The following is a 19,420-nucleotide window of genomic DNA, read 5'->3' on the forward strand; positions in this document are numbered from 1 at the left end:
CATCGACAGGGGAACCATGGGGAGTCGTTCACGCGCCACCCGCGCCGCGGGAGACACCGACGCGCGTCCCGACGGCCGGCACAGCCGGGCCCGGACCGTGCCGCAGTCGCTCGGGCTGACACTGGTCAGCGCGATCCTGCCCGGGGCCGGGCTGATTCTCGGCGGCCGCCGCCGGATCGGTGCGTTCGTGCTCACCCTGACCCTCGGGCTGGTCGGCTTCGGCCTGTACGTCGGGTTCTGGCGCCGGGCCGAGGTGGTCGAGTCGTCGGTGATCCCGAACCGGCTGCTCGGGGCCGCGATCGCGATCGGCGCGCTCGCGCTCGGCTGGGTGATCGTGGTCGTCGCCTCGCACCGGTTGTTGCGCCCGGCAACGGGTGGGCCGGCCGGGCGGGCCGCCGGGGCGGTCTTCGTCGGGCTGCTCTGCTTCGCGATCACGGCGCCGGCGGCGGTCGGCGTACAGAGTGTGCTCGCGCAGCGCGATCTGGTCACCAACGTGTTCGTCTCCCAGGACGAGAGCAAGAGCGCGACCCGGCCGGAGACGGTGAACGTGAAGGACCCGTGGGAGGACAAACCACGGCTGAACCTGCTGCTGCTCGGCGGCGACGACGGCAAGGGCCGGATCGGTGTCCGGACCGACACCGTGATCGTCGCGAGCATCGACACCAGGACGGGTGACACGGCGCTGATCTCGCTGCCGCGGCAGCTGATGTTCATGCCGTTCCCGAAGGACTCGCCGCTGCACAAGTTCTACCCGAACGGTTTCGGCAAGGAAGGGCTGAGCCTGACCGGGCGGCTGGAGTGGATGCTGACCGCGATGTACCAGAACATCCCCGAGGCGCACCCGGGGATCCTCGGCCCGTCCGACAACGAGGGCGCCGACGTGGTCAAGCAGTCCGTGGGCGAGGCGACCGGGTTGGACATCGACTACTACCTGCAGGTCAACCTGCAGGGCTTCGACCAGATCGTCGACGCGCTCGGCGGGATCACCGTGAACGTCAACGAGCGGGTCGCGATGGGCGGCATCAGCAGCTCGCACATCCCGCCCGGCCAGTGGATCGAGCCGGGCCCGAACCAGCACCTGGACGGGTTCAAGGCGCTCTGGTTCGCCCGCGGCCGGTACGGCGCGGACGACGACCAGCGCCAGATCCGGCAGCGCTGCGCGATCAAGGGCATCGTCGACGCGGCCGACCCGAAGACCCTGGTCACGAAGTACCAGGCGATCGCCCGGGCCGGCAAGAACCTGCTCCGCACCGACATCCCGCAGGAGCTGCTGCCCGCGCTGGTCCAGCTGGCGCTGAAGGTGAAGTCCGGGACGGTCTCGAACGTCGCGCTCGACCAGTCGAAGCTGAAGATGAAGTACCTGCACCCCGACTACGACGGGCTGCGCGAAACCATCGAGAAGGCCCTCGAGCACGACCCGGCCGACACCCCGGCGCCGCCGCCCAGCACCCCGGTGACGCCCGGCAAGCCGGGCAAGTCCGGTACTCCCGCCGCGCCGCCAGCGGGTCCGACGGAGGATCTGCGCGATGCGTGCGCCTACCACCCGTCGGGCGACACGCCTTAGTCCACAGGGATCGGGGGAGGTCGGCCGGATCGGGGGCTGACGTCGCCGGGTCGGGCGCTCAGTCCACCGGGATCGGGCGGCCGAACAGCGCTTCGCTGACGGTCTTCAGGTGCGGTAGCAGGTCCTGCTCGGTCGCCTCGGCCAGGCTCGGGGTGCCGACGGCGGTGCGCAGGATGCCGATGCCGAGCAGCCAGGCGGCGAACAGCTCGGTCCGCAGCTGGGCATCGTCGTTGCCCTCGGCAAGCTCCTGGAGGACGCCGAGGTAACCGTTGCAGACCTGTTCGCGGACCCGGTCGCGCATGTCGTCGTGACCGGCCGAGCGGAGCATCGCGATCAGCGGGTGCTCGCCGGCGTACGCGGCCCAGTCCTCGAAGACCAGGTTGCGGAGCAGCTTCGCCGGGAGCTCCTCGACCGGGCCGTCGGGCAGCTTGACGGGTGCGCTCGAGGTCGCCATCGCCTCGGCGAACAGCTCCGACTTCGAGCCGAAGTACCGGAAGACCAGCGCCGGGTCGACCCCGACGTCCCCGGCGACGTCACGCACGCTCGCGCCGTCGTACCCGTCCCTGGCGAACCGCACCCGCGCGCAGTCCAGCAGCCGGGCCCGGGTCGCCTCGCGGTCCCGTTTGTGCGGCATCGCCCCGTCCTCTCAAGTCATCGATCGTTGACATGTTAGCGCGCACCACCCTAGGCTCCCGTCGTAAGTCATCGATCGATGACTTACGAGCGGAGGTGTCGGGTGAAGAACGTCGTGGTGGCCGGTGGAACGACCGGGATGGGGCGGGAGATCGCGCTGCACCACCTGCGGCAGGGCGCGCGGGTGACAGTGATCGGCAGTACGCCGGAGCGTGGCGAGCAGTTCCTCGCCGACGCGGCGGGGATCGGCGCGGGGGAGCGGGCCGGGTTCGTGCTCGCGGATCTGCGGTCGGTGGCGGAGAACCATCGGGTCGTCGCCGAGATCGAGGCCAGGCACGACGCGCTCGACGGGCTGGTGCTGACGCAGCTGATGCCGTTCGTGAAGCGGTACGAGACGGTCGACGGGTACGAGGGCGTGTTCTCGCTGTACTACCTCAGCCGGTTCATCCTCGGCTACCGGCTGACGCCGCTGCTCGAACGCGGTGACACGCCGCTGATCGTCAGCATCGGCGCGACCGGGATCACCAAGGGCGCGGTGCACTGGGCGGATCCGCAGTTCGCTCGTCAGTACGGGATGGTGAAGGCGATGGTCAGCGCCGGGCGCGCCAACGACCTGCTCGGGGTGCACTACCTGCAGAACCACCCGGACGGGCGGACGAAGTACCTGCAGCTCAGGCCCTGGTACACGAACAGCGGCACGAATCATCTGCCGCAGCCGCACCGGTTCTTCGCGCGGGCGCTCGGGAAGGTGTTCGCCAAGTCGCCCGAGGAGAGCATCCGGGGGACGCTCGCGCTGATGGACGAGCAGCCGGCCGAGCGCCTGATCCTGCGGGCGCTCGACCGGCCGGTGGATCCGTCGTTGCCGACGTTCGATCCCGGTGACGCTCGCCGGCTCTACGAGCTGACGAAGGACGTGCTCAGGTGAACAGGTCCGAGTCCGGGCCGAAGTCGGCCTCGTCGACGACCCGCCGTACCTCGACCTCCTGGTCGAGCGCCTCCGCGAGCCGCGCGGCCCACTCGATCGCCTCGTCCTTGCTGCGGACCTCGACCACGATGATGCCGCCGATCAGCTCCTTGGTCTCGGCGAACGGGCCGTCGGTCACGGTGCGCTTGCCGCCGGTCACCTTCACCCGCGCGCCGAGCGCGCTGCGGTGCACGCCCTCGGCAACGAGCAGGACCCCGGCCTTGGACAGGTCGTCGACCAGCGCGCCGACGTTCGCGGCGACCTGGTCGCTCACCATCCGCCCGGCCTCGCTGGCTTCGTCGGCCTTGTTGATGATCATGTAGCGCATCTGCTGACTCCTCGTTCGTCGGTCGGTCACTTACTCTCACGTCGACCGGGTCATCGCGAGATCGACATGCTGCTGCGCACAGATTTCCGGGTACGCCGCTTGCCGTGACCCCGGGGGTGCTGTTCTATCGGTCGGGTGACGGTGACGGACACGCACGGGGCGATCGACGCGGTCTGGCGGATCGAGTCGGCCAGGATCGTGGCCGGGGTGGCGCGGATCGTGCGCGACGTCGGGCTGGCCGAGGAGCTGGCCCAGGACGCGCTGGTCGCGGCGCTGGAGCAGTGGCCGGAGTCCGGCGTACCGCGGAACCCGGGCGCCTGGCTGATGGCGATCGCCAAGCGGCGCGCGATCGACCTGATCCGGCGCAAGGAGACCTACCAGCGCAAACTCGCCGAGCTGGGCCACGAGCTGGAGATCGACGGCGACTCGGTCGAGGACGACGTCGAGGCGATCCTCGAGGACACCATCGAGGACGACCTGCTGCGACTGGTGTTCACCGCGTGCCACCCGGTGATCACCACCGACGCCCGGGTCAGCCTGACGCTGCGGCTGCTCGGCGGGCTCAAGACCGACGAGATCGCGCGGGCGTTCCTCGCCCCCGAGGCGACCATCGCGCAGCGGATCGTGCGCGCCAAGCGCAACCTCGCGAAGGCCGAGGTCGGCTTCGAGGTCCCGACCGGCGACGAACTGCTGAGCCGCCTCGGGTCCGTGCTCGAGGTCGTCTACCTGATCTACAACGAGGGGTACTCCGCGACCGCGGGTGACGACTGGATGCGCCCGAGCCTGTGCAACGAGGCGATCCGGCTCGGGCGGCTGCTCGCCGAGCTGATGCCGCAGGAGCCCGAGGTGCACGGCCTGCTCGCGCTGATGGAGCTGCAGTCGTCCCGCGCGAAGGCCCGCGTCGGCCCGGCCGGCGAGCCGGTGCTGCTGCTCGACCAGGACCGCCGCCGCTGGGACCGGCTGCTGATCCGGCGCGGCCTGGAGAGCATCGACCGCGCCTGGGCGCTCGACGGCGAGCCCGGCCCGTACGTGCTGCAGGCCGCGATCGCCGCTTGTCACGCGCGAGCGGCCGAGGCCGACGACACCGATTGGGCGCGGATCGCCGGCCTGTACGCCGTACTGGCGCAGGTGGTGCCGTCGCCGGTGGTCGAGCTGAACCGCGCGGTCGCGATCTCGATGGCGTTCGGGCCGGAGAACGGGCTGGTCGCGGTCGACGCGCTGCTCGACGAACCGGCGCTGAAGGACTACCACCTGCTGCCGAGCGTGCGCGGGGACCTGCTGTTCAAGCTCGGGCGGCTCGACGAGGCGCGCGCCGAGTTCGAACGGGCCGCTTCGCTGACCCGCAACGCGCGGGAACGGGCGCTGCTGCTCGACCGTGCCGCGGCCTGCTGAAACTTTCTCCGGAGGTCGTGTCGATCTGGTGGCGAGGTGATCGACGCAGTGGTGCGAGGCCGGATCGCGGCCCCCGAGACGAGGAGCAAGCTGATGGACAAGGTCACCTCGGCGGACGGTACGCCGATCGCCTACGACAAGCTCGGCGCCGGACCCGCGGTGGTCCTGGTCTGCGGAGGATCGGTCGACCGGATGTCGAACGCGCCGCTGGCCGCGCTGCTGGCCGAGCACTTCACCGTCTACAACTACGACCGCCGCGGCCGCGGCGACTCCGGGGACGCTCCCGAGTACGCCGTCGAGCGGGAGTTCGAGGACCTCGACGCGGTGATCGCGGCCGCGGGCGGTACGGCGTACCTGTACGGGACGTCGTCGGGTGCGGCGCTCGCGCTGCTGGCGACCGCGTCCGGGCTGCCGGTCGGGCGGCTGGTGCTGTGGGAGCCGCCGTACATCCTCGACGGCACCCGGCCGCGGCCGCCGGCGAACACCGCCGACATCTACCGGGACTTCGTCGCCGCCGGGCGGCGGGACAAGGCGGCGGAGTACTTCATGGCCGAGGTGGTCGGGCTGCCGGAGGAGTTCGTCGCGATGGCGAAGGCGTCGCCGTGGTGGCCCGCGCAGGAGGCGATCGCGCACACGCTCGCGTACGACGCGACGGTGATGGGCGACTACTCGGTGCCCGTCGACGCGCTCGGCCAGGTCCTGGTGCCGACGCGGGTGCTGACCGGTGGCGCGTCGTGGCAGTGGATGGTCGACGGGAACCTCGCCGTCGTCGCCGGGCTGGTGGACGGCAGCCACCGTACGCTCGACGGTCAGGAGCACAACGTCGACCCGGCCGTGATGGCCGGCGCGCTGAAGGAGTTCTTCGGATGAGGTTCCGGACGGTTCTGCAGGGGACGACGAAGGTCGGTTTCGAGGTCCCGCCCGAGGTGGTCGAGTCGTTCGGCGCGGGCAGGAAGCCGGCGGTGCGGGTGACGATCGGTGACTTCACCTACCGCAGCACGGTCGCGGTGATGGGCGGCGTCTACATGGTCGGCGTCAACGCCGACAACCGCGCGGCGGCCGGCGTCGCCGGGGGTGACGAGGTCGAGATCGAGCTGGAGCTCGACACGGCCCCGCGCGAGGTCGCCGTACCGGCGGACTTCGCCGAGGCCCTCGCGGCGAACCCGAAGGCGAAGGCGTTCTACGAGGGGCTGTCGTACAGCCAGCGCCGCTGGTTCGTCCTCGGCATCGAGGAGGCCAAGAAACCGGAAACCCGCGCCAACCGGATCACCAAGGCGGTCGAACGCCTGGCGTCGGGACGCGGGCAGAGGTGACCTGCGGTGCGTCCGGAGGAGGCTGGGACCTCTTCCGGACGCTGCAGGATCGAACTAGCCGACGGTGATCAGACCACCGGCGTTGGTGCGGGCGGCGTCGAAGCGCTGCTGGGCGTCGGCCCAGTTCACGACGTTCCACCAGGCCTTGACGTAGTCCGGCTTGACGTTCTTGTACTGCAGGTAGAAGGCGTGCTCCCACATGTCCAGCATCACGATCGGGATCTGCCCGGCCGGCAGCTGACCCTGCTGGTCGTACAGCTGGTGGATCAGCAGGCCGCCGCCGAGCGCGTCCCAGCCGAGGATGGCCCAGCCGGAGCCCTGGATGGTGGTCGCCGCCGCGGTGAAGTGCGCCTGGAACGCGTCGAACGAGCCGAACGACTCGTCGATCGCGGCCGCCAGCTCACCGTCCGGCTTGTCCCCACCCTCCGGCGACAGGTTCTTCCAGAAGATCGAGTGGTTGACGTGCCCGCCCAGGTTGAAGGCGAGGGTCTTCTCCAGCCCGACGATCGCGCCGAAGTCGCCGCCCTCGCGGGCCGCGGCCAGCTTCTCGAGCGTGTCGTTCAGACCCTTCACGTAGGTGGCGTGGTGCTTGGAGTGGTGCAGCTCCATGATCTCCCCGGCGATGTGCGGCGCCAGTGCGCCGTAGTCGTAGGAAAGGTCGGGAAGCGTGTACGTGGTCAACTCTGCTCCTTCGTCAGGGCCCGCGCGGGGGCCGGTATCTCCGATGTCCTGTCCGAGCTACACCAGCTTGAAACTTCAACCACGGTTGAGGTCAAGTCACCACGCGGGGCGGCGTGGATGTCCCGACCAGTGCCCGGTCCGGCGCCGTTCACACCGCGCCGGTCGCCTCCAGCTTCACATACTCCGGCCACGCACCCACGCCGGAGGTCTCCCAGTCTCGTCACAGCCCACCCGCTCAGAGCTGTCACCTCTCGAACCACCCCGGGAACCCCGCGTCCCGCCTTCCACGAACCTCCCCAGTACGACGGGCGCCGCGCCTGCGACCACGACCGCCAGTGCGGCCGGGATCAGCAGCGCCACGGGGAGCCCGGCCTGCCCGGCGACCGCGCCGATCAGCGCCGGCCCGACCAGGCCGCCGCCGTAGCTGATCGTCGTCACGCTCGACAGCCGCCGCCCGGAGGCACCGGAGCTGCCGAGCGTGCTCACCACGACCGGCCAGACGACAGCCATCCCGGCGCCGGCCAGGACCCAGCCGGCCATCGCCGTACCGACTCGCGCTGCCGGGGCGACACCCGAGAGCAGCACCAGCGCGTAGCCGACGGTCGCGACCGCGCCGGCGTACCGGATCGTCGCCGTCGGCCCGAGCCGCGCCCGGACGGGATCCCCGGCGAACCGGACGACGGTCATCGCGACGAAGAACGCGGTGTACACGAGCGACCCCATCGCCGGATCGGCGCCGAGTACGCGGGTGGCGTGAACACCCGCCCAGTCGGTCGCCGCCCCTTCGGTGAGGAACGCGGCCGCTCCGATGACCCCGAGCGCGATCACGAACTTCGTACCGCGCTCCGCGCTGCCCAGCGAGGCCTGACCTCGGTGGCTGCGAGCGACGCCTCCCTGCGGCGACGGCAGCCCGCGCGTCATCGCAACCGCCGCCACACTCAACGCCCCAGCGAGCAGCACCAGCACCACCCGCACATCCACCCCACCCCGCAGCCCGACCGTCGCCAGCGCCCCACCGAGCACCGCCCCGAGCGTCCACGTCCCGTGCATCGTCCCCATCACCGCACGCCCGGTCGCCCGCTCGACGTCCACCGCCTGCAGACTCAGCGCCACGTTCAGCGCCCCCGACAGCACCCCGAACACCACCGCCGCCCCCACCAGCACCCCGTACGACGGCGCAGCCGCGACGAGCACCGGCGCCGGCGCGGCCGCCCGCAGCGGCCACACCAGCACCCGGCGCCCGCCGTACCGGTCAGCCAGCCGCCCGGCGATCGGCATCGCCACCAAGGCACCGAGCGCCAGCGCCATCAGCAGTACACCGAGCCGCCCGGGCCCGAGATCGAGCCGCGCATCGGTCGCCGGCAGCGTCGCGCCCCACGCGGCGTTCAGCACCCCGGTCACGCCGTAACACCCAGCTGTCCGTCTCATCCTCCGACGATGCGGCCGGGGCGCCGCCGAACTCCAACACCTGTTCGCAGCCGATTCACGCACCCAACGCGTCAATCACGAGCGCCCTGCCGACATGCACCACTGATCAAGCGAGCCACCGGCCTGTCGCCCACGCTCAACGCACCCTCGATCATCGGCCCGACGCCTGCTTGATCAGTGCTGGATGTCGGGCGCCAGCCGCCACAGGCTGGTGATCTCCCGCGCGCGGGCCTCCGCCAGGGGGCCGCCGCTTCGGCGGCCGCCTCCTCCTTGTCGGGTTCGTGCTGCCTGGGCCCTGGTGTGCCGGGGCGCGATCTCGGATCGCCCGGCGACCGCGAGGCCTCCGCCCTCGAACAGCTCCAGCAATTCATCGCGGGAGCGCAGCCCGAGGTGCTCGGCCAGGTCGGAGAGGATCAGCCAGACCTCTCCGCCAGGGCTCAAGTGGTCGCGCGCACCGGAGAGGAAGCGGCGCAGCATCTGGCTGTTCTCGTCGTACACCGCGTGGTCGAGCGGGCCGATCGGTCGGGCTGGGATCCACGGCGGGTTGCAGACGATCAGGTCAGCCCGGCCGGGTGGGAACAGGTCGGTGTGCATCACGTCGGCGGTCAGGCCGAGTCGCGTGAGGTTGTCCTGCGCGCAGGCGACCGCTCGGGGGCTCAGATCTGTTGCTGTCACCGCGAAACCGCGCTGGGCCAGTACGGCAGCCAGCACTCCGGTCCCGGTCCCTACATCAAATGCTTGACCTACTGCGACCAGCGGTGTCCGAGCGACCAAGTCGACGTACTCGCTCCGCGTCGGCGCGAACACCCCGTAGTGCGGATGAATCCGACCATCCAACGCCGGCACCTCGACCCCGCGAAGCCGCAGCTGCTCGGCCCCGATCACCCCCAGCAACTCCTGCAGCGGCACCAGCCGATCACCCTGCCCAGCGCCGTACGCAAGCCGACAAGCCCGTCGCACATCCGGCGCCCGCCGCGCCTCCACGGCGTACGAGCGATCAATCCGCACCAGCACCGAGTTCACGACCCGCATCTGCCGGCTCCGCGTACGCCGGTACGACGCGAAGTCCGTCTCGCGGGGTCTGAGCCGCCGCTTGAGTGCGGCGACCACCTGCTTTCCGGTGTGCCAGTCGCCCTGCCAGAGCAGGCGGGAGCCCTGCTCGATGGCGCGGAGCGCGCGCGAAGCCGACCAGGTGTCGTCGATGACGAGAGGTGTGTCCATCAGCCGTTCCTGCTGCGAAGAGAAGTGACCAGGGGCAGCGCGGCTCACCCCGCGGCGCGTCGGCGCGGCGGGGGAGCGGGAACGGCTGGGTCAGTGAACGACTGGTGCGTGCACGGGGCTGGTCACGGGGGCGACGGTACGACATGACAGGCGCCGCGGGCACCGGGTTTCCGGGGCGCTGAGTGCTCGGGTGGTGACGCGTGGCGCGAGGACGCGGTGGGGGCTAATAGACTTCACGGGTCGATCCCGGTGGCTTGCCCGGCCAGCGGGGTCTTGAGATCCCCACACCGAACCCGAGGTTGTTGTCGTGCTCACCATGCAGGACGCGCTGCTCGCGCTGACGAAGTACTGGACCGACCGGGGCTGCATGGTGGTGCAGCCGTTCAACACCGAGGTGGGTGCCGGCACGCTGAACCCGGCCACCATCCTGCGGGTGCTCGGTCCCGAGCCGTGGCGGGTCGCGTACGTCGAGCCGAGTGTGCGCCCCGACGACAGCCGCTACGGCGAGAACCCGAACCGGCTGCAGACGCACACCCAGTTCCAGGTGGTGCTCAAACCGGACCCGGGCAACCCGCAGGAGCTGTTCCTGGCCAGCCTCGAGGTGCTCGGCATCGACATCCACGCCCACGACGTGCGCTTCGTCGAGGACAACTGGGCCAACCCGGCGACCGGTTCCTGGGGTCTGGGCTGGGAGGTCTGGCTGGACGGCCTGGAGATCACCCAGTTCACCTACTTCCAGCAGGCCGGCGGCATGACGCTGGACCCGGTGTCGGTGGAGATCACCTACGGCATCGAGCGGATCATGATGGCGCTGCAGGGCGTCTCGCACTTCAAGGACATCGCCTACGCCCCGGGTATCTCGTACGGCGAGGCGTTCGGCCAGGCCGAGTACGAGATGAGCCGGTACTACCTCGACGACGCCGACGTGGAGTCGCAGAAGCGGCTCTTCGAGGAGTACGCCGCGGAGGCGCGCCGGATGCTGGACGCGCGGCTGCCGGTCCCGGCGCACATCAACGTGCTGCGCTGCTCGCACACCTTCAACGTGCTCGACGCCCGTGGTGCGGTCAGCACCACCGAGCGCGCGAAGGCGTTCGGCCGGATGCGCACGCTGGCGCGTGAGGTCGCGCAGCTGTGGGCCGAGCGGCGCACCGAGCTGGAGTACCCGCTGGGCCAGGCCGAGCTGCCGGCCGCGGCGCCGGTGCCGACGTCGTTCCCGAAGGTCTCCGGGACGCGGCAGCTGCTGTTCGAGATCGGGACCGAGGAGATGCCGCCGTCGGAGGTCGCGAAGACCGCCGAGTCGGTGCGCAAGGCCCTCACCGAGAAGCTCGCCGCGACCCGGCTCGGGCACGGCACCGTCACGACGTACGCGACCCCGCGCCGGGTCGTTGCCTTCGTCACCGAGGTGCAGGCCGGCGAGCCGGACGCCGAGAAGGTTGCCCGCGGCCCGAAGAAGGCCGCCGCATTCGATGCCGAAGGCAACATCACCAAGGCCGCCGCCGGGTTCGCCCGCGGCCAGGGCGTGGACCCCTCCGAGCTGCACGACCTCGACGTCGACGGCGTCGCGTACGTCGCGGTGACCAAGCCGGACCCGGGCCGCGGTGCCGCCGAGGTGCTGAGCGGCGTACTGAGCGAGATCGTGACCGGGCTGCGCTCGGACAAGAACATGCGCTGGAACGACGCCAAGCTGTCGTTCACCCGGCCGGTGCGCTGGCTGGTCGCGCTGCTCGGCGACCAGGTCGTCCCGGTCGCCGCGTCGACGCTGACCGCCGGCCGGATCACCCGCGTGCACCGGACGGCGGCGCAGCCGACCGTCGAGATCGCGGCCGCCGAGGGGTACCTCGACCTGCTCCGGATCCACGGCATCGAGGCCGACCCGGCCCGGCGCCGGACGCAGATCGTCGAGGCGGCGCAGGAGCTGGCCGCGACCGTCGGCGGCAGCGTCGACGTCGAGGGCGAGTCGGCGCTGATCGACCAGATCGTCAACCTGGTCGAGGAGCCGACCGCGATCCTGGGCGGCTTCGAGCCGGCGTACCTGGATCTGCCGGGCGAGATCCTGACCACCGTGATGCGCAAGCACCAGCGCTACCTGCCGGTGCGGGACGCCGACGGGAAGTTGCTCCCGCACTTTGTTGCCGTGGCCAACGGTTCGGTCAAGCCCGACGTCGTGCGCGGAGGCAACGAAGGTGTACTGCGGGCGCGGTACGAGGACGCGAGCTTCTTCTGGCGCGCGGACCTGCAGACCACGCCGGAGACGATGAAGGGCGAGCTGGACAAGCTGGCCTTCGAGGAGAAGCTCGGCTCGATGGCCCAGCGGGCCGGCCGGATCGGGCGAATCGCGCAGTCGCTGGCCGCGGTCGTCGAGCTGGACGGCGACGAGCTGACCACGCTGAACCGGGCCGCCGAGCTGGCCAAGTTCGACCTCGGTTCGCAGATGGTCGTCGAGCTGACCAGCCTGGCCGGGACGATGGCCCGCGAGTACGCGCGCCGCGCCGGCGAGACCGAGGAGGTCGCGCAGGCGCTGTTCGACATGGAGCTGCCGCGCTCGGCCGGTGACCCGGTCCCGGCGACGACCCCGGGCGCGCTGCTCGCGCTGGCCGACCGCTTCGACCTGCTCGCCGGGCTGTTCGCGATCGGCGCCAAGCCGACGGGTTCGTCGGACCCGTTCGCGCTGCGTCGCGCGGCGGCCGGTGTGGTCGCGATCCTGCGCGAGCACCCGTCGCTGCGGGCGATCACGCTCCCGGTCGGCCTCGCGGCCGCCGCCGAGCAGATCGGTGCCCAGGGCATCGAGGTGCCGGCTGAGTCGCTGGCCGAGGTGTCCGAGTTCGCCGTACGCCGGTACGAGCAGCAGCTGATCGACCGCGGCGACGACCACCTCCAGGTCGCGGCGGTCCTCCCGCTCGCCGAGGCCCCGGCCCTGGCCGACGAGACCCTCGCCGAGCTCGGCCGCCAGGTCGACACCGAGGGCTTCGCCGAACTGGTCGCCGTCCTGCAGCGGGCCCGCCGCATCGTCCCGGCCGGCACCGACCCGTCGTACGACCCGAGCAAGCTCACCGAGCCCGCGGAGGTCGTGCTGCACGAGGCGGTCCAGAAGGTCACCCCGGCCCCGACGACGCTCGCCGAGTTCGTCCCGGCAGCGTCGGTGCTGGTCGAGCCGATCACCACGTTCTTCGAGGAGATCCTGGTGATGGCCGAAGACCCGGAGGTCAAGGCCGCCCGCCTCGGCCTGCTGGCAACCATCCGCGACCTCGCCGCGCCGGTCCTGGACTGGCAGGCGCTGGGCACCAGCCTCGGCTGATCGTTGGTGAAGGGCGCCCGGCTGCTGTGGCCGGGCGCCCTTTTGCTGTTCACTGAGCTGTGGCTGAGATCGTGTGCATCTGCGGATCCTTGAAGTTCGCGGACGAGATGGTGGCGCTGAACCGGGAGCTGAGCCTCGCCGGGGTGATCGTCGTGGCGCCTGGCGACTTCGGTGCGGAGCTCACCGACGAGCAGAAGGTTGTGTTGGGGGAGCTGCATCTGCGGAAGATCGATCTGGCGGATCGGGTGCTGGTGGTGAATCCCGGTGGGTATCTCGGGGAGTCGACGCGGCGGGAGATTGCGTACGCCGAGGCGGTGGGGAAGCCGGTTTCGTTCACTGGGTGAGCGCAAGGTCGTGGCTTTGGTTTCGACCAGGGGGTGATCGGCCGGGTGGTCGGCGTTCCTGGTGTGGAGGTGGTTGGCGTGCTGGTGGTTCCTGGAGCGGAGCTGTACTACGAGGTGCGTGGTGCTGGGCCGGTGCTGCTGTTGGTGTGTGGAGGGGTGTACGACGCTGAGGCGTATGCGCCGCTGGCCGATCGGCTGGCTGAGCGGTACACGGTGGTGACGTACGACCGGCGGGGGAACTCGCGGAGCCCGCTGGACGGGGAGCCGTCGCCGCAGGAGATCGCGGTGCATGCGGATGATGCTCGGCGGTTGCTGGAGGTGGTTTCGCCGGGGGAGCGGGCTGCGGTGTTCGGGAACAGTTCGGGGGCGATCATCGGGCTTGAGTTGGCGGCTCGGTGGCCGGAGTTGGTGGGGACGGTGGTGGCGCATGAGCCGCCGTTGTTCCATCTGCTGCCGGATCAGGCGTACTGGGCGACGTTGATGGACGACGTCGAGAAGAAGTTCCAGGCGGAGGGGGCTTGGGCGGCGCTGGAGGTGTTCAACGCGGGGTTTGCTGCCGCTGAGCAGTCGGCGGAACCAGCTGTTGAAGAGAGTGAGCTGGGGCCGGGGTCCATTGTCGAGCCTGATGCTGCGGTGCAGGCTCGGATGCAGCGGAACTTCGGGTTCTTCATCGGGTACGAGGTGCCGTCGTTCGGGCGGTACCGGGTCGATCTGGCGGCGCTGGGCGGCGTACGGGTGGTGATTGGTGTGGGGGAGATGTCGGCGGAGGAGCCGCCGGGGCGGGCTGCGGCTGCGTTGGCTGACGGGCTCGGTGTGGAAGTGACGGAGTTTCCCGGGGATCACGGGGGATTCGGGAGTGCGGTGGACGGGTTCGCCGCGGTGCTGGGTGGGGTGCTCAGAGGGGGAGCGTGAGGAGCGGGGCCAGGCGGTCGGCGATCAGGCGGTAGCCGTCGGGGCCGGGGTGGAGGTCGTCGGCGTACAGGGCTCTGGCTTCCTCGGCGGTGAGGACGGTGCGGCCGTCGATGAGTTGGAGGTCGGGGTCGGCGAGGGAGCGGGCGCCTAGCTCGACGCAGGCGCGGACGTCGTCGAGGGTGAGGCCGACCTCGTTCGGTTTGCCCTCGTGCTCGGGGGCGACGAGTGGGGTGATGACGACGAGCGGCGTGTGCGGGTGGCCGTCGCGGACCGTACGGAGGAAGGACTCGACCTGGCCGGGGAGGGTGCGGCCGGAGAAGGTCGCGCCGCCGTAGATGTTGATGCCGAGGCACAGCGAGATCAGGCGAGCGGGGGTGTCGCGGATCGTGCGGGCGGCGATCGGGTCCAGGTGGCACTCGCCGGCGAAGCCCATCGCGGTGAGGTCCCAGCCGTGGCGTCGCGCGACGAGCGCCGGCCAGGTCTCGGACGGGCCGTAGGCGCCGGTGCACTGGGTGATCGAGCTGCCGTAGGTGATCCAGCGGGGGCCGGTCGGGGGTGTGCGGGTGGCTTCGCCGGTGAAGGTCACCGCTCGTACGGCGATGGCGCCGGCCTGCGGGAGCCAGACGGTGAGGTCGGCTTCGTCGCCGGGGAGTGGGACGGTGATCTCCTGCTCGCCGAGCGCCAGCTCTTGGCGGTGGTGGAGGTGGCCGTCGATGAGGAAGTCGACGGGGGCGAGCTTGGTGTAGATGTCGAGGGCCGTTCGTAGTTCGAGGCGGATCTCGGTGGCTGAGGTTTTCCAGGAGGCGCGTACGCCGGCTGGGGTGGCGGCGCGGGACCAGAGGCGGTGACCGGAGCGGTCGGGGCGGCCGTGCCAGTCGTGCAGGCCGTTGGACTGCTCGCGGGGGTCTAGTCGCCAGAAGGTCGACCAGCCGTCGGCGTCGATTTCGCGGAAGCGGTAGCCGGTCCAGAGGGTGTCAGACATGGGTGTCTTCGGGGGCGGTCAGGCGAGTAGCTGCTCGGGCGCCGAGGCTGGCGTTGACGTGGGCGAGCATCACCGCTGCCGCGGTTTCGGTGTCGCGGGCGGCGATGGCTTCGACGAGGGCCAGGTGGTCGGCGTGGGTGCGGTCCAGGTCTTCCTCGGAGCGGCCGGTTTCGAGGGCGAGGCGGCGGTAGCGGTCGGCCTTGTCCCAGAGGCTGTCCAGCGACTGGATCAAGAGTTGGTTGTGGGAGGCGCGGTAGATCGCGGCGTGGAACTCGCGGTGGGTGGCCAGTTCCAGGGAGTTGGGGTCGGCGCGGAGGGGGAGCAGTTCCGTGGCTGAGGCTCGGATGGCTTCGAGCTCGGCGCGGGTGCGGCGTTCGGCGGCCAGGCCGGCGGCCAGGGGGTCCAGGGAGCGGCGGATCTCGAGGAGATCGCGGGCCTCTTCGGCGGTGAGGGCGGTGACGCGGGCGTCTCGGTGGGCGTCCAGCTCGACGAGGCCGTCGCTCATCAGGCGGCGCAGCGCCTCGCGCAGGGGCGTCGTACTGATGCCCAGGTCGCGGGCCAGTGGGCCTTGCTGGATCACCGCGCCGGCGACCAGTTCGCCGCTCAGGATGCGGGCGCGGACCAGTCCGTACGCCGCCTCCGCCTTGGTCGGGCGGTTCCCGTTCTGCTCGTCCATCGCACCTCCCTCCGGCCGGGGGTCAAATTTATCGCAACCCGATCGCTGCAGCTCGTTATAACGAGGATTCTAGCTCAAACCACCCAAGATCAAGACGTGAGACGAGTCAACACCAGAGCTTGACGCGGAAGGTTATAACGAAGCACAGTGGAGGCCGACCACCGGAGAGGAACCAGCGTGAACCCCACCCCCCGCAGCTACCGGCTCGGCATCCTGCTCGGCGACGGCATCGGTCCCGAGATCGTTCCGGCCGCGGTCGAGGTGATGGACGCCGCCGTCGCCGCGGCCGGCGCGGCCCCGATCGAGTGGGTCCCGCTGCCGCTCGGTGCCGCCGCGATCGAGACGCACGGCAGCGCGCTGCCGCCCGCGACGCTGGAGACCCTCGGGGAGCTCGACGGCTGGCTGCTCGGCCCGCACGACAGCGCGGCGTACCCGGAACCGCACCGCGCCCTGCTCAACCCGAGCGGCGCGATCCGCAAGCACTTCGACCTGTACGCCAACATCCGCCCGGCCCGGTCGTTCGACGACCGCGGGACCGATCTGGTCGTGGTCCGGGAGAACACCGAGGGCTTCTACGCCGACCGCAACACGTTCTCCGGGACCGGTGAGTACATGCCGACCAAGGACGTCGCGATCGCGATGGGCGTGTTCACCCGGCCGGCGATCGAGCGGATCGCGCGGGAGGCGTTCGAGCTGGCCAAGCGCCGGCGGCAGCACCTGACGGTGGTGCACAAGGCGAACGTGCTGCGCACGTCGACGGGGATGTTCCGGGCGATCTGCCAGGAGATCGCGGCGGAGTACCCGGAGGTCGTCGTCGACGACTTCCACATCGATGCGATGACCGTGCACCTCGTACGCCGTGCGGCGGACTTCGACGTGATCGTCACCGAGAACATGTTCGGGGACATCCTGTCGGACCTGGCGGGTGAGCTGGCCGGGTCGCTGGGGATCGCGCCGTCGGTGAACGCGTCGGCGGAGCGGGCGATGGCGCAGGCCGCGCACGGTTCGGCGCCGGACATCGCCGGGCAGGACCTGGCGAACCCGACGGCGATGATCGGGTCGGGTGGAATGCTGCTGGACTGGCTGGGACGGCGTTGCGACGATCCGGCGGCGAGCAAGGCGGCTCAGTTGGTGGATGATGCGTTGTTCGCGACCATCCGCTCAGGAGTCTGTACACGAGATTTGGGTGGTACGGCGGGCACAGCAGAGTTCGGTTCAGCTGTTGCCAAGGCGATCACTTCAGCATGATCGCCCCTGACTACCAGCCGCTCCGATGGGTAGCGCCGCAGCATCTGCCGCGGACGCTGCGGATCCTGCTGGAGAACGCCCTGCGGCACGGGACCGACAGCAGCGTGCTCGCGAACTGGGTGCCGGGGGCAACGGGTGAGATCGAGGTGCACCCGTCGCGGGTCTTCCTGCACGACACCAACGGCGTCCCCGTACTGGCCGATCTCGCCGCGATGCGCGACGCGATGGTCGCGCAAGGCGGCGACCCGGCGCGGGTCGATCCGTTGGTGCCGGCCGAGCTGGTGGTGGATCACTCGGTGATCGCCGATGTGTTCGGGCGGCCCGATGCGCTGGAGCGGAACGTCGAGCTGGAGTACCGGCGCAACGGCGAGCGCTACCAGTTCCTGCGCTGGGGGCAGGAAGCCTTCGAGCAGCTGAAGGTCGTACCGCCGGGCGCCGGGATCATGCATCAGGTCAACCTCGAGAAGCTCGCCCGGGTGGTCGAGGTGCGGGACGGGGTCGCGTTCCCGGATCTGTGTCTGGGGACCGACTCGCACACCACGATGGTGAACGGGCTCGGCGTGCTCGGCTGGGGGATCGGCGGGATCGAGGCCGAGGCGGCGATGCTCGGGCAGTCGGTCTCGATGGTGATCCCGAAGGTGGTCGGCGTCCGGCTGGTCGGGGCGCTGCCCGCGGGGTCGACGGCGACGGATCTGGTGCTGACGATCACCGAGCGGCTGCGGGCGCACGGGGTGGTCGGGAAGCTGGTCGAGTTCTTCGGGCCGGCGCTGGCCGGCCTGCCGGTGCCGGACCGGGCGACGATCGCGAACATGAGCCCGGAGTTCGGGTCGACGGTCGCGTGGTTCCCGATCGACGAGCAGACCGTGGACTACCTGCGCTTCACCGGGCGCGAGCACGTCGAGCTGGTGGAGAACTACGCCAAGGAGCAGGGGCTCTGGCACGACGGCACGGAGATCCGGTACGACGAGGAGCTAACGGTCGATCTGTCGGAGGTCGTGGCGTCGATCGCCGGGCCGAACCGGCCGAACCAGCGCATCCCGCTGACGGAAGTCGCCGCGACGACGGCGGGCGGGGGTGGGGGAGCGGGAGAGCTGGCTGACGGGTCTGTGGTGATCGCCGCGATCACCTCCTGCACGAACACGTCCAACCCGAGCGTGATGGTTGCCGCGGGGCTCGTCGCCAAGAAGGCGGTGGAGCTCGGGCTGACGACCAGGCCCTGGGTGAAGACGACGCTCTCGCCGGGGTCGCGTGTGGTGATGGACTACTACGCGGCGGCCGGGCTCACGCCGTACCTGGAGAAGCTCGGGTTCCACCTGGCCGGCTTCGGGTGCATGACCTGCATCGGCGCCTCGGGCGGGCTCGCCGACGGGGTGGCCGAGGAGGTCCGGGCGAAGGGCCTCTCGGTCGCGGCGGTGCTGTCGGGGAACCGGAACTTCGAGAGCCGCATCCAGCCCGACGTACGGCAGAACTACCTGGCGTCGCCGCCGCTCGTGGTCGCGTACGCGCTCGCGGGGCGGATGGGGCTCGACCTGACCACCGAGCCGATCGCCGACGGGATCTACCTGAAGGATCTCTGGCCGACCCAGGCCGAGATCGACGAGGTCATCCAGAACGCTCTGAAGCCCGAGATGTTCGCCAACGCGTACGCCGACGTGTTCGCGGGCGACGCGCGGTGGCGCGGCCTGGCGGTCGAGGGCAGCAGGACCTATCAGTGGGACGCCGAGTCGACGTACCTGCAGCGGCCGCCGTACCTGGAGCAGCCGAACACGCCGGGCGATCTGAAGGGAGCCCGCGCGCTGGTCAGGCTCGGGGACTCGGTGACGACCGATCACCTCTCTCCGGCGGGGGCGATCCCACCGGACAGTGTGGCGGGGAAGTACCTGCGTGAGCTGGGGGTGAAGGAGCTCAACACGTACGCGTCCAGAAGAGGGAACCACCTGGTGATGATGCGCGGCGCGTTCGCCAACCTCCGGCTGCGGAACCAGCTCGTGGACCGCGAAGGTGGGTTCACCAGCAAAGACGGGGAACTGTTGGCGGTGTACGACGCCGCTCAGGCGTACCGACTCGAGAAGACTCCGGTCGTCGTGATCGCGGGGAAGGACTACGGGACCGGGTCGTCCCGGGACTGGGCCGCGAAAGGCCCTGCCCTGCTCGGCGTCCGCGCCGTCCTCGCGCAGTCCTTCGAGCGCATCCACCGCTCCAACCTCGTCGGCCTCGGCATCCTCCCCCTCGAGTTCGCCGAGGGCGAGGGTGACGACCTGACCGGCGAGCACCCGATCGACATCACCCTCGGCGACGACGGGTTCGCGACCGTCGTCTCCGGCGGCCGCAGCTACCGGCTGCGGATCCGCCTCGACACCCCGCGGGAGTCCGAGTACTACCGGCACGGCGGCGTGCTGCCCTACGTGCTGCAGCGTCTGAAGGCAGGAGAGCTCTGAG

The 19,420-nt window shown here is 70.6% G+C and carries 17 protein-coding genes; 10 read left to right on the forward strand and 7 right to left on the reverse strand.

Annotated features, from left to right (window positions below):
* Window positions 1-16: 16 nt before the first annotated feature.
* A complete protein-coding gene (locus tag ACZ6Z4_RS22230; protein ID WP_465567550.1) occupies window positions 17-1,564 on the forward strand; it encodes an LCP family protein in 1,548 nt (515 codons plus the stop codon).
* Between the two features lie 58 nt (window positions 1,565-1,622).
* On the opposite strand, the gene ACZ6Z4_RS22235 is transcribed toward ACZ6Z4_RS22230, so the two are convergent.
* The gene (locus ACZ6Z4_RS22235; RefSeq protein WP_465567553.1) at window positions 1,623-2,198 is read right to left on the reverse strand and encodes a TetR/AcrR family transcriptional regulator; all 576 of its coding nucleotides are present in this window, start codon (window positions 2,196-2,198) and stop codon (window positions 1,623-1,625) included.
* Between the two features lie 102 nt (window positions 2,199-2,300).
* On the opposite strand from ACZ6Z4_RS22235, the gene ACZ6Z4_RS22240 reads away from it, so the two are divergent.
* A complete protein-coding gene (locus ACZ6Z4_RS22240; protein ID WP_465567556.1) occupies window positions 2,301-3,122 on the forward strand; it encodes an SDR family NAD(P)-dependent oxidoreductase in 822 nt (273 codons plus the stop codon).
* On the opposite strand, the gene ACZ6Z4_RS22245 is transcribed toward ACZ6Z4_RS22240, so the two are convergent.
* Window positions 3,115-3,489, reverse strand: coding sequence for a YciI family protein (locus ACZ6Z4_RS22245; protein WP_465567559.1), 375 nt, complete (start codon window positions 3,487-3,489; stop codon window positions 3,115-3,117). The two genes, ACZ6Z4_RS22240 and ACZ6Z4_RS22245, sit on opposite strands and share 8 nt — an antisense overlap.
* A 135-nt stretch (window positions 3,490-3,624) precedes the next feature.
* On the opposite strand from ACZ6Z4_RS22245, the gene ACZ6Z4_RS22250 reads away from it, so the two are divergent.
* The 3 genes from ACZ6Z4_RS22250 to ACZ6Z4_RS22260 are packed head-to-tail and all read left to right on the forward strand — an operon-like array spanning window position 3,625 to window position 6,194.
* Entirely contained in the window at window positions 3,625-4,881 is a 1,257-nt protein-coding gene (locus tag ACZ6Z4_RS22250; protein WP_465567562.1) for an RNA polymerase sigma factor, read from the forward strand.
* Between the two features lie 36 nt (window positions 4,882-4,917).
* The gene (locus ACZ6Z4_RS22255; protein ID WP_465567566.1) at window positions 4,918-5,751 is read left to right on the forward strand and encodes an alpha/beta fold hydrolase; all 834 of its coding nucleotides are present in this window, start codon (window positions 4,918-4,920) and stop codon (window positions 5,749-5,751) included.
* Window positions 5,748-6,194, forward strand: coding sequence for a YdeI/OmpD-associated family protein (locus tag ACZ6Z4_RS22260; RefSeq protein ID WP_465567573.1), 447 nt, complete (start codon window positions 5,748-5,750; stop codon window positions 6,192-6,194). Before ACZ6Z4_RS22255 ends, ACZ6Z4_RS22260 begins: the two co-directional genes overlap by 4 nt.
* Window positions 6,195-6,248: 54 nt before the next feature.
* Here ACZ6Z4_RS22260 and ACZ6Z4_RS22265 read toward each other — a convergent pair whose 3' ends face one another.
* The 3 genes from ACZ6Z4_RS22265 to ACZ6Z4_RS22275 all read right to left on the reverse strand — a co-directional run bounded on the left by ACZ6Z4_RS22265 (window position 6,249) and on the right by ACZ6Z4_RS22275 (window position 9,524).
* On the reverse strand, window positions 6,249-6,875 hold the full coding sequence (locus ACZ6Z4_RS22265) for a superoxide dismutase (protein ID WP_363665682.1): 627 nt from the start codon (window positions 6,873-6,875) through the stop codon (window positions 6,249-6,251).
* Window positions 6,876-7,049: 174 nt separating this feature from the next.
* Window positions 7,050-8,303 carry an MFS transporter gene (locus ACZ6Z4_RS22270; RefSeq protein WP_465567576.1) on the reverse strand — a complete coding sequence of 418 codons (1,254 nt, stop codon included), beginning with the start codon at window positions 8,301-8,303 and terminating at the stop codon, window positions 7,050-7,052.
* Window positions 8,304-8,477: 174 nt separating this feature from the next.
* Window positions 8,478-9,524 carry a methyltransferase gene (locus tag ACZ6Z4_RS22275; protein ID WP_465567579.1) on the reverse strand — a complete coding sequence of 349 codons (1,047 nt, stop codon included), beginning with the start codon at window positions 9,522-9,524 and terminating at the stop codon, window positions 8,478-8,480.
* Window positions 9,525-9,840: 316 nt separating this feature from the next.
* On the opposite strand from ACZ6Z4_RS22275, the gene ACZ6Z4_RS22280 reads away from it, so the two are divergent.
* From ACZ6Z4_RS22280 to ACZ6Z4_RS22290, 3 genes are all read left to right on the forward strand, one after another.
* A complete protein-coding gene (locus ACZ6Z4_RS22280) occupies window positions 9,841-12,819 on the forward strand; it encodes a glycine--tRNA ligase (protein WP_465569254.1) in 2,979 nt (992 codons plus the stop codon).
* Window positions 12,820-12,878: 59 nt separating this feature from the next.
* Window positions 12,879-13,163: a hypothetical protein gene (locus ACZ6Z4_RS22285; protein ID WP_465567582.1), complete on the forward strand. Its 285-nt coding sequence runs from the start codon at window positions 12,879-12,881 to the stop codon at window positions 13,161-13,163.
* Window positions 13,164-13,241: 78 nt separating this feature from the next.
* Complete coding sequence (locus ACZ6Z4_RS22290) at window positions 13,242-14,075, forward strand: alpha/beta fold hydrolase (RefSeq protein ID WP_465567585.1); 834 nt, start codon at window positions 13,242-13,244, stop codon at window positions 14,073-14,075.
* Here the strand turns inward: ACZ6Z4_RS22290 and ACZ6Z4_RS22295 are convergent.
* Window positions 14,059-15,057, reverse strand: a complete 999-nt coding sequence (locus ACZ6Z4_RS22295; protein ID WP_465567589.1) for a GDSL-type esterase/lipase family protein — start codon at window positions 15,055-15,057, stop codon at window positions 14,059-14,061. The genes ACZ6Z4_RS22290 and ACZ6Z4_RS22295 overlap by 17 nt on opposite strands.
* Window positions 15,050-15,733, reverse strand: a complete 684-nt coding sequence (locus ACZ6Z4_RS22300; protein ID WP_465567592.1) for a GntR family transcriptional regulator — start codon at window positions 15,731-15,733, stop codon at window positions 15,050-15,052. The genes ACZ6Z4_RS22295 and ACZ6Z4_RS22300 overlap by 8 nt, the downstream gene beginning before the upstream one ends.
* Before the next feature lie 177 nt (window positions 15,734-15,910).
* Between ACZ6Z4_RS22300 and ACZ6Z4_RS22305 the strand changes: the two genes are divergently transcribed.
* A complete protein-coding gene (locus ACZ6Z4_RS22305) occupies window positions 15,911-16,981 on the forward strand; it encodes an isocitrate/isopropylmalate dehydrogenase family protein (protein WP_465567595.1) in 1,071 nt (356 codons plus the stop codon).
* The gene (gene acnA, locus ACZ6Z4_RS22310) at window positions 16,978-19,419 is read left to right on the forward strand and encodes an aconitate hydratase AcnA (protein ID WP_465567600.1); all 2,442 of its coding nucleotides are present in this window, start codon (window positions 16,978-16,980) and stop codon (window positions 19,417-19,419) included. Before ACZ6Z4_RS22305 ends, acnA begins: the two co-directional genes overlap by 4 nt.
* Window position 19,420 lies beyond the last annotated feature (1 nt).

The organism is Kribbella sp. NPDC104740 (genome assembly GCF_055583505.1).

Excerpts from the sequence above, each read along its gene's own strand:
- ACZ6Z4_RS22245 (WP_465567559.1), bottom strand. The coding sequence starts at position 3,489 with ATGCGCTACATGATCATCAACAAGGCCGACGAAGCCAGCGAGGCCGGG.
- ACZ6Z4_RS22270 (WP_465567576.1), bottom strand. The coding sequence starts at position 8,303 with ATGAGACGGACAGCTGGGTGTTACGGCGTGACCGGGGTGCTGAACGCC.
- ACZ6Z4_RS22295 (WP_465567589.1), bottom strand. The coding sequence starts at position 15,057 with ATGTCTGACACCCTCTGGACCGGCTACCGCTTCCGCGAAATCGACGCC.
- ACZ6Z4_RS22275 (WP_465567579.1), bottom strand. The coding sequence starts at position 9,524 with ATGGACACACCTCTCGTCATCGACGACACCTGGTCGGCTTCGCGCGCG.
- acnA (WP_465567600.1), top strand. The coding sequence starts at position 16,978 with ATGATCGCCCCTGACTACCAGCCGCTCCGATGGGTAGCGCCGCAGCAT.
- ACZ6Z4_RS22260 (WP_465567573.1), top strand. The coding sequence starts at position 5,748 with ATGAGGTTCCGGACGGTTCTGCAGGGGACGACGAAGGTCGGTTTCGAG.
- ACZ6Z4_RS22230 (WP_465567550.1), top strand. The coding sequence starts at position 17 with ATGGGGAGTCGTTCACGCGCCACCCGCGCCGCGGGAGACACCGACGCG.
- ACZ6Z4_RS22300 (WP_465567592.1), bottom strand. The coding sequence starts at position 15,733 with ATGGACGAGCAGAACGGGAACCGCCCGACCAAGGCGGAGGCGGCGTAC.
- ACZ6Z4_RS22280 (WP_465569254.1), top strand. The coding sequence starts at position 9,841 with ATGCAGGACGCGCTGCTCGCGCTGACGAAGTACTGGACCGACCGGGGC.
- ACZ6Z4_RS22235 (WP_465567553.1), bottom strand. The coding sequence starts at position 2,198 with ATGCCGCACAAACGGGACCGCGAGGCGACCCGGGCCCGGCTGCTGGAC.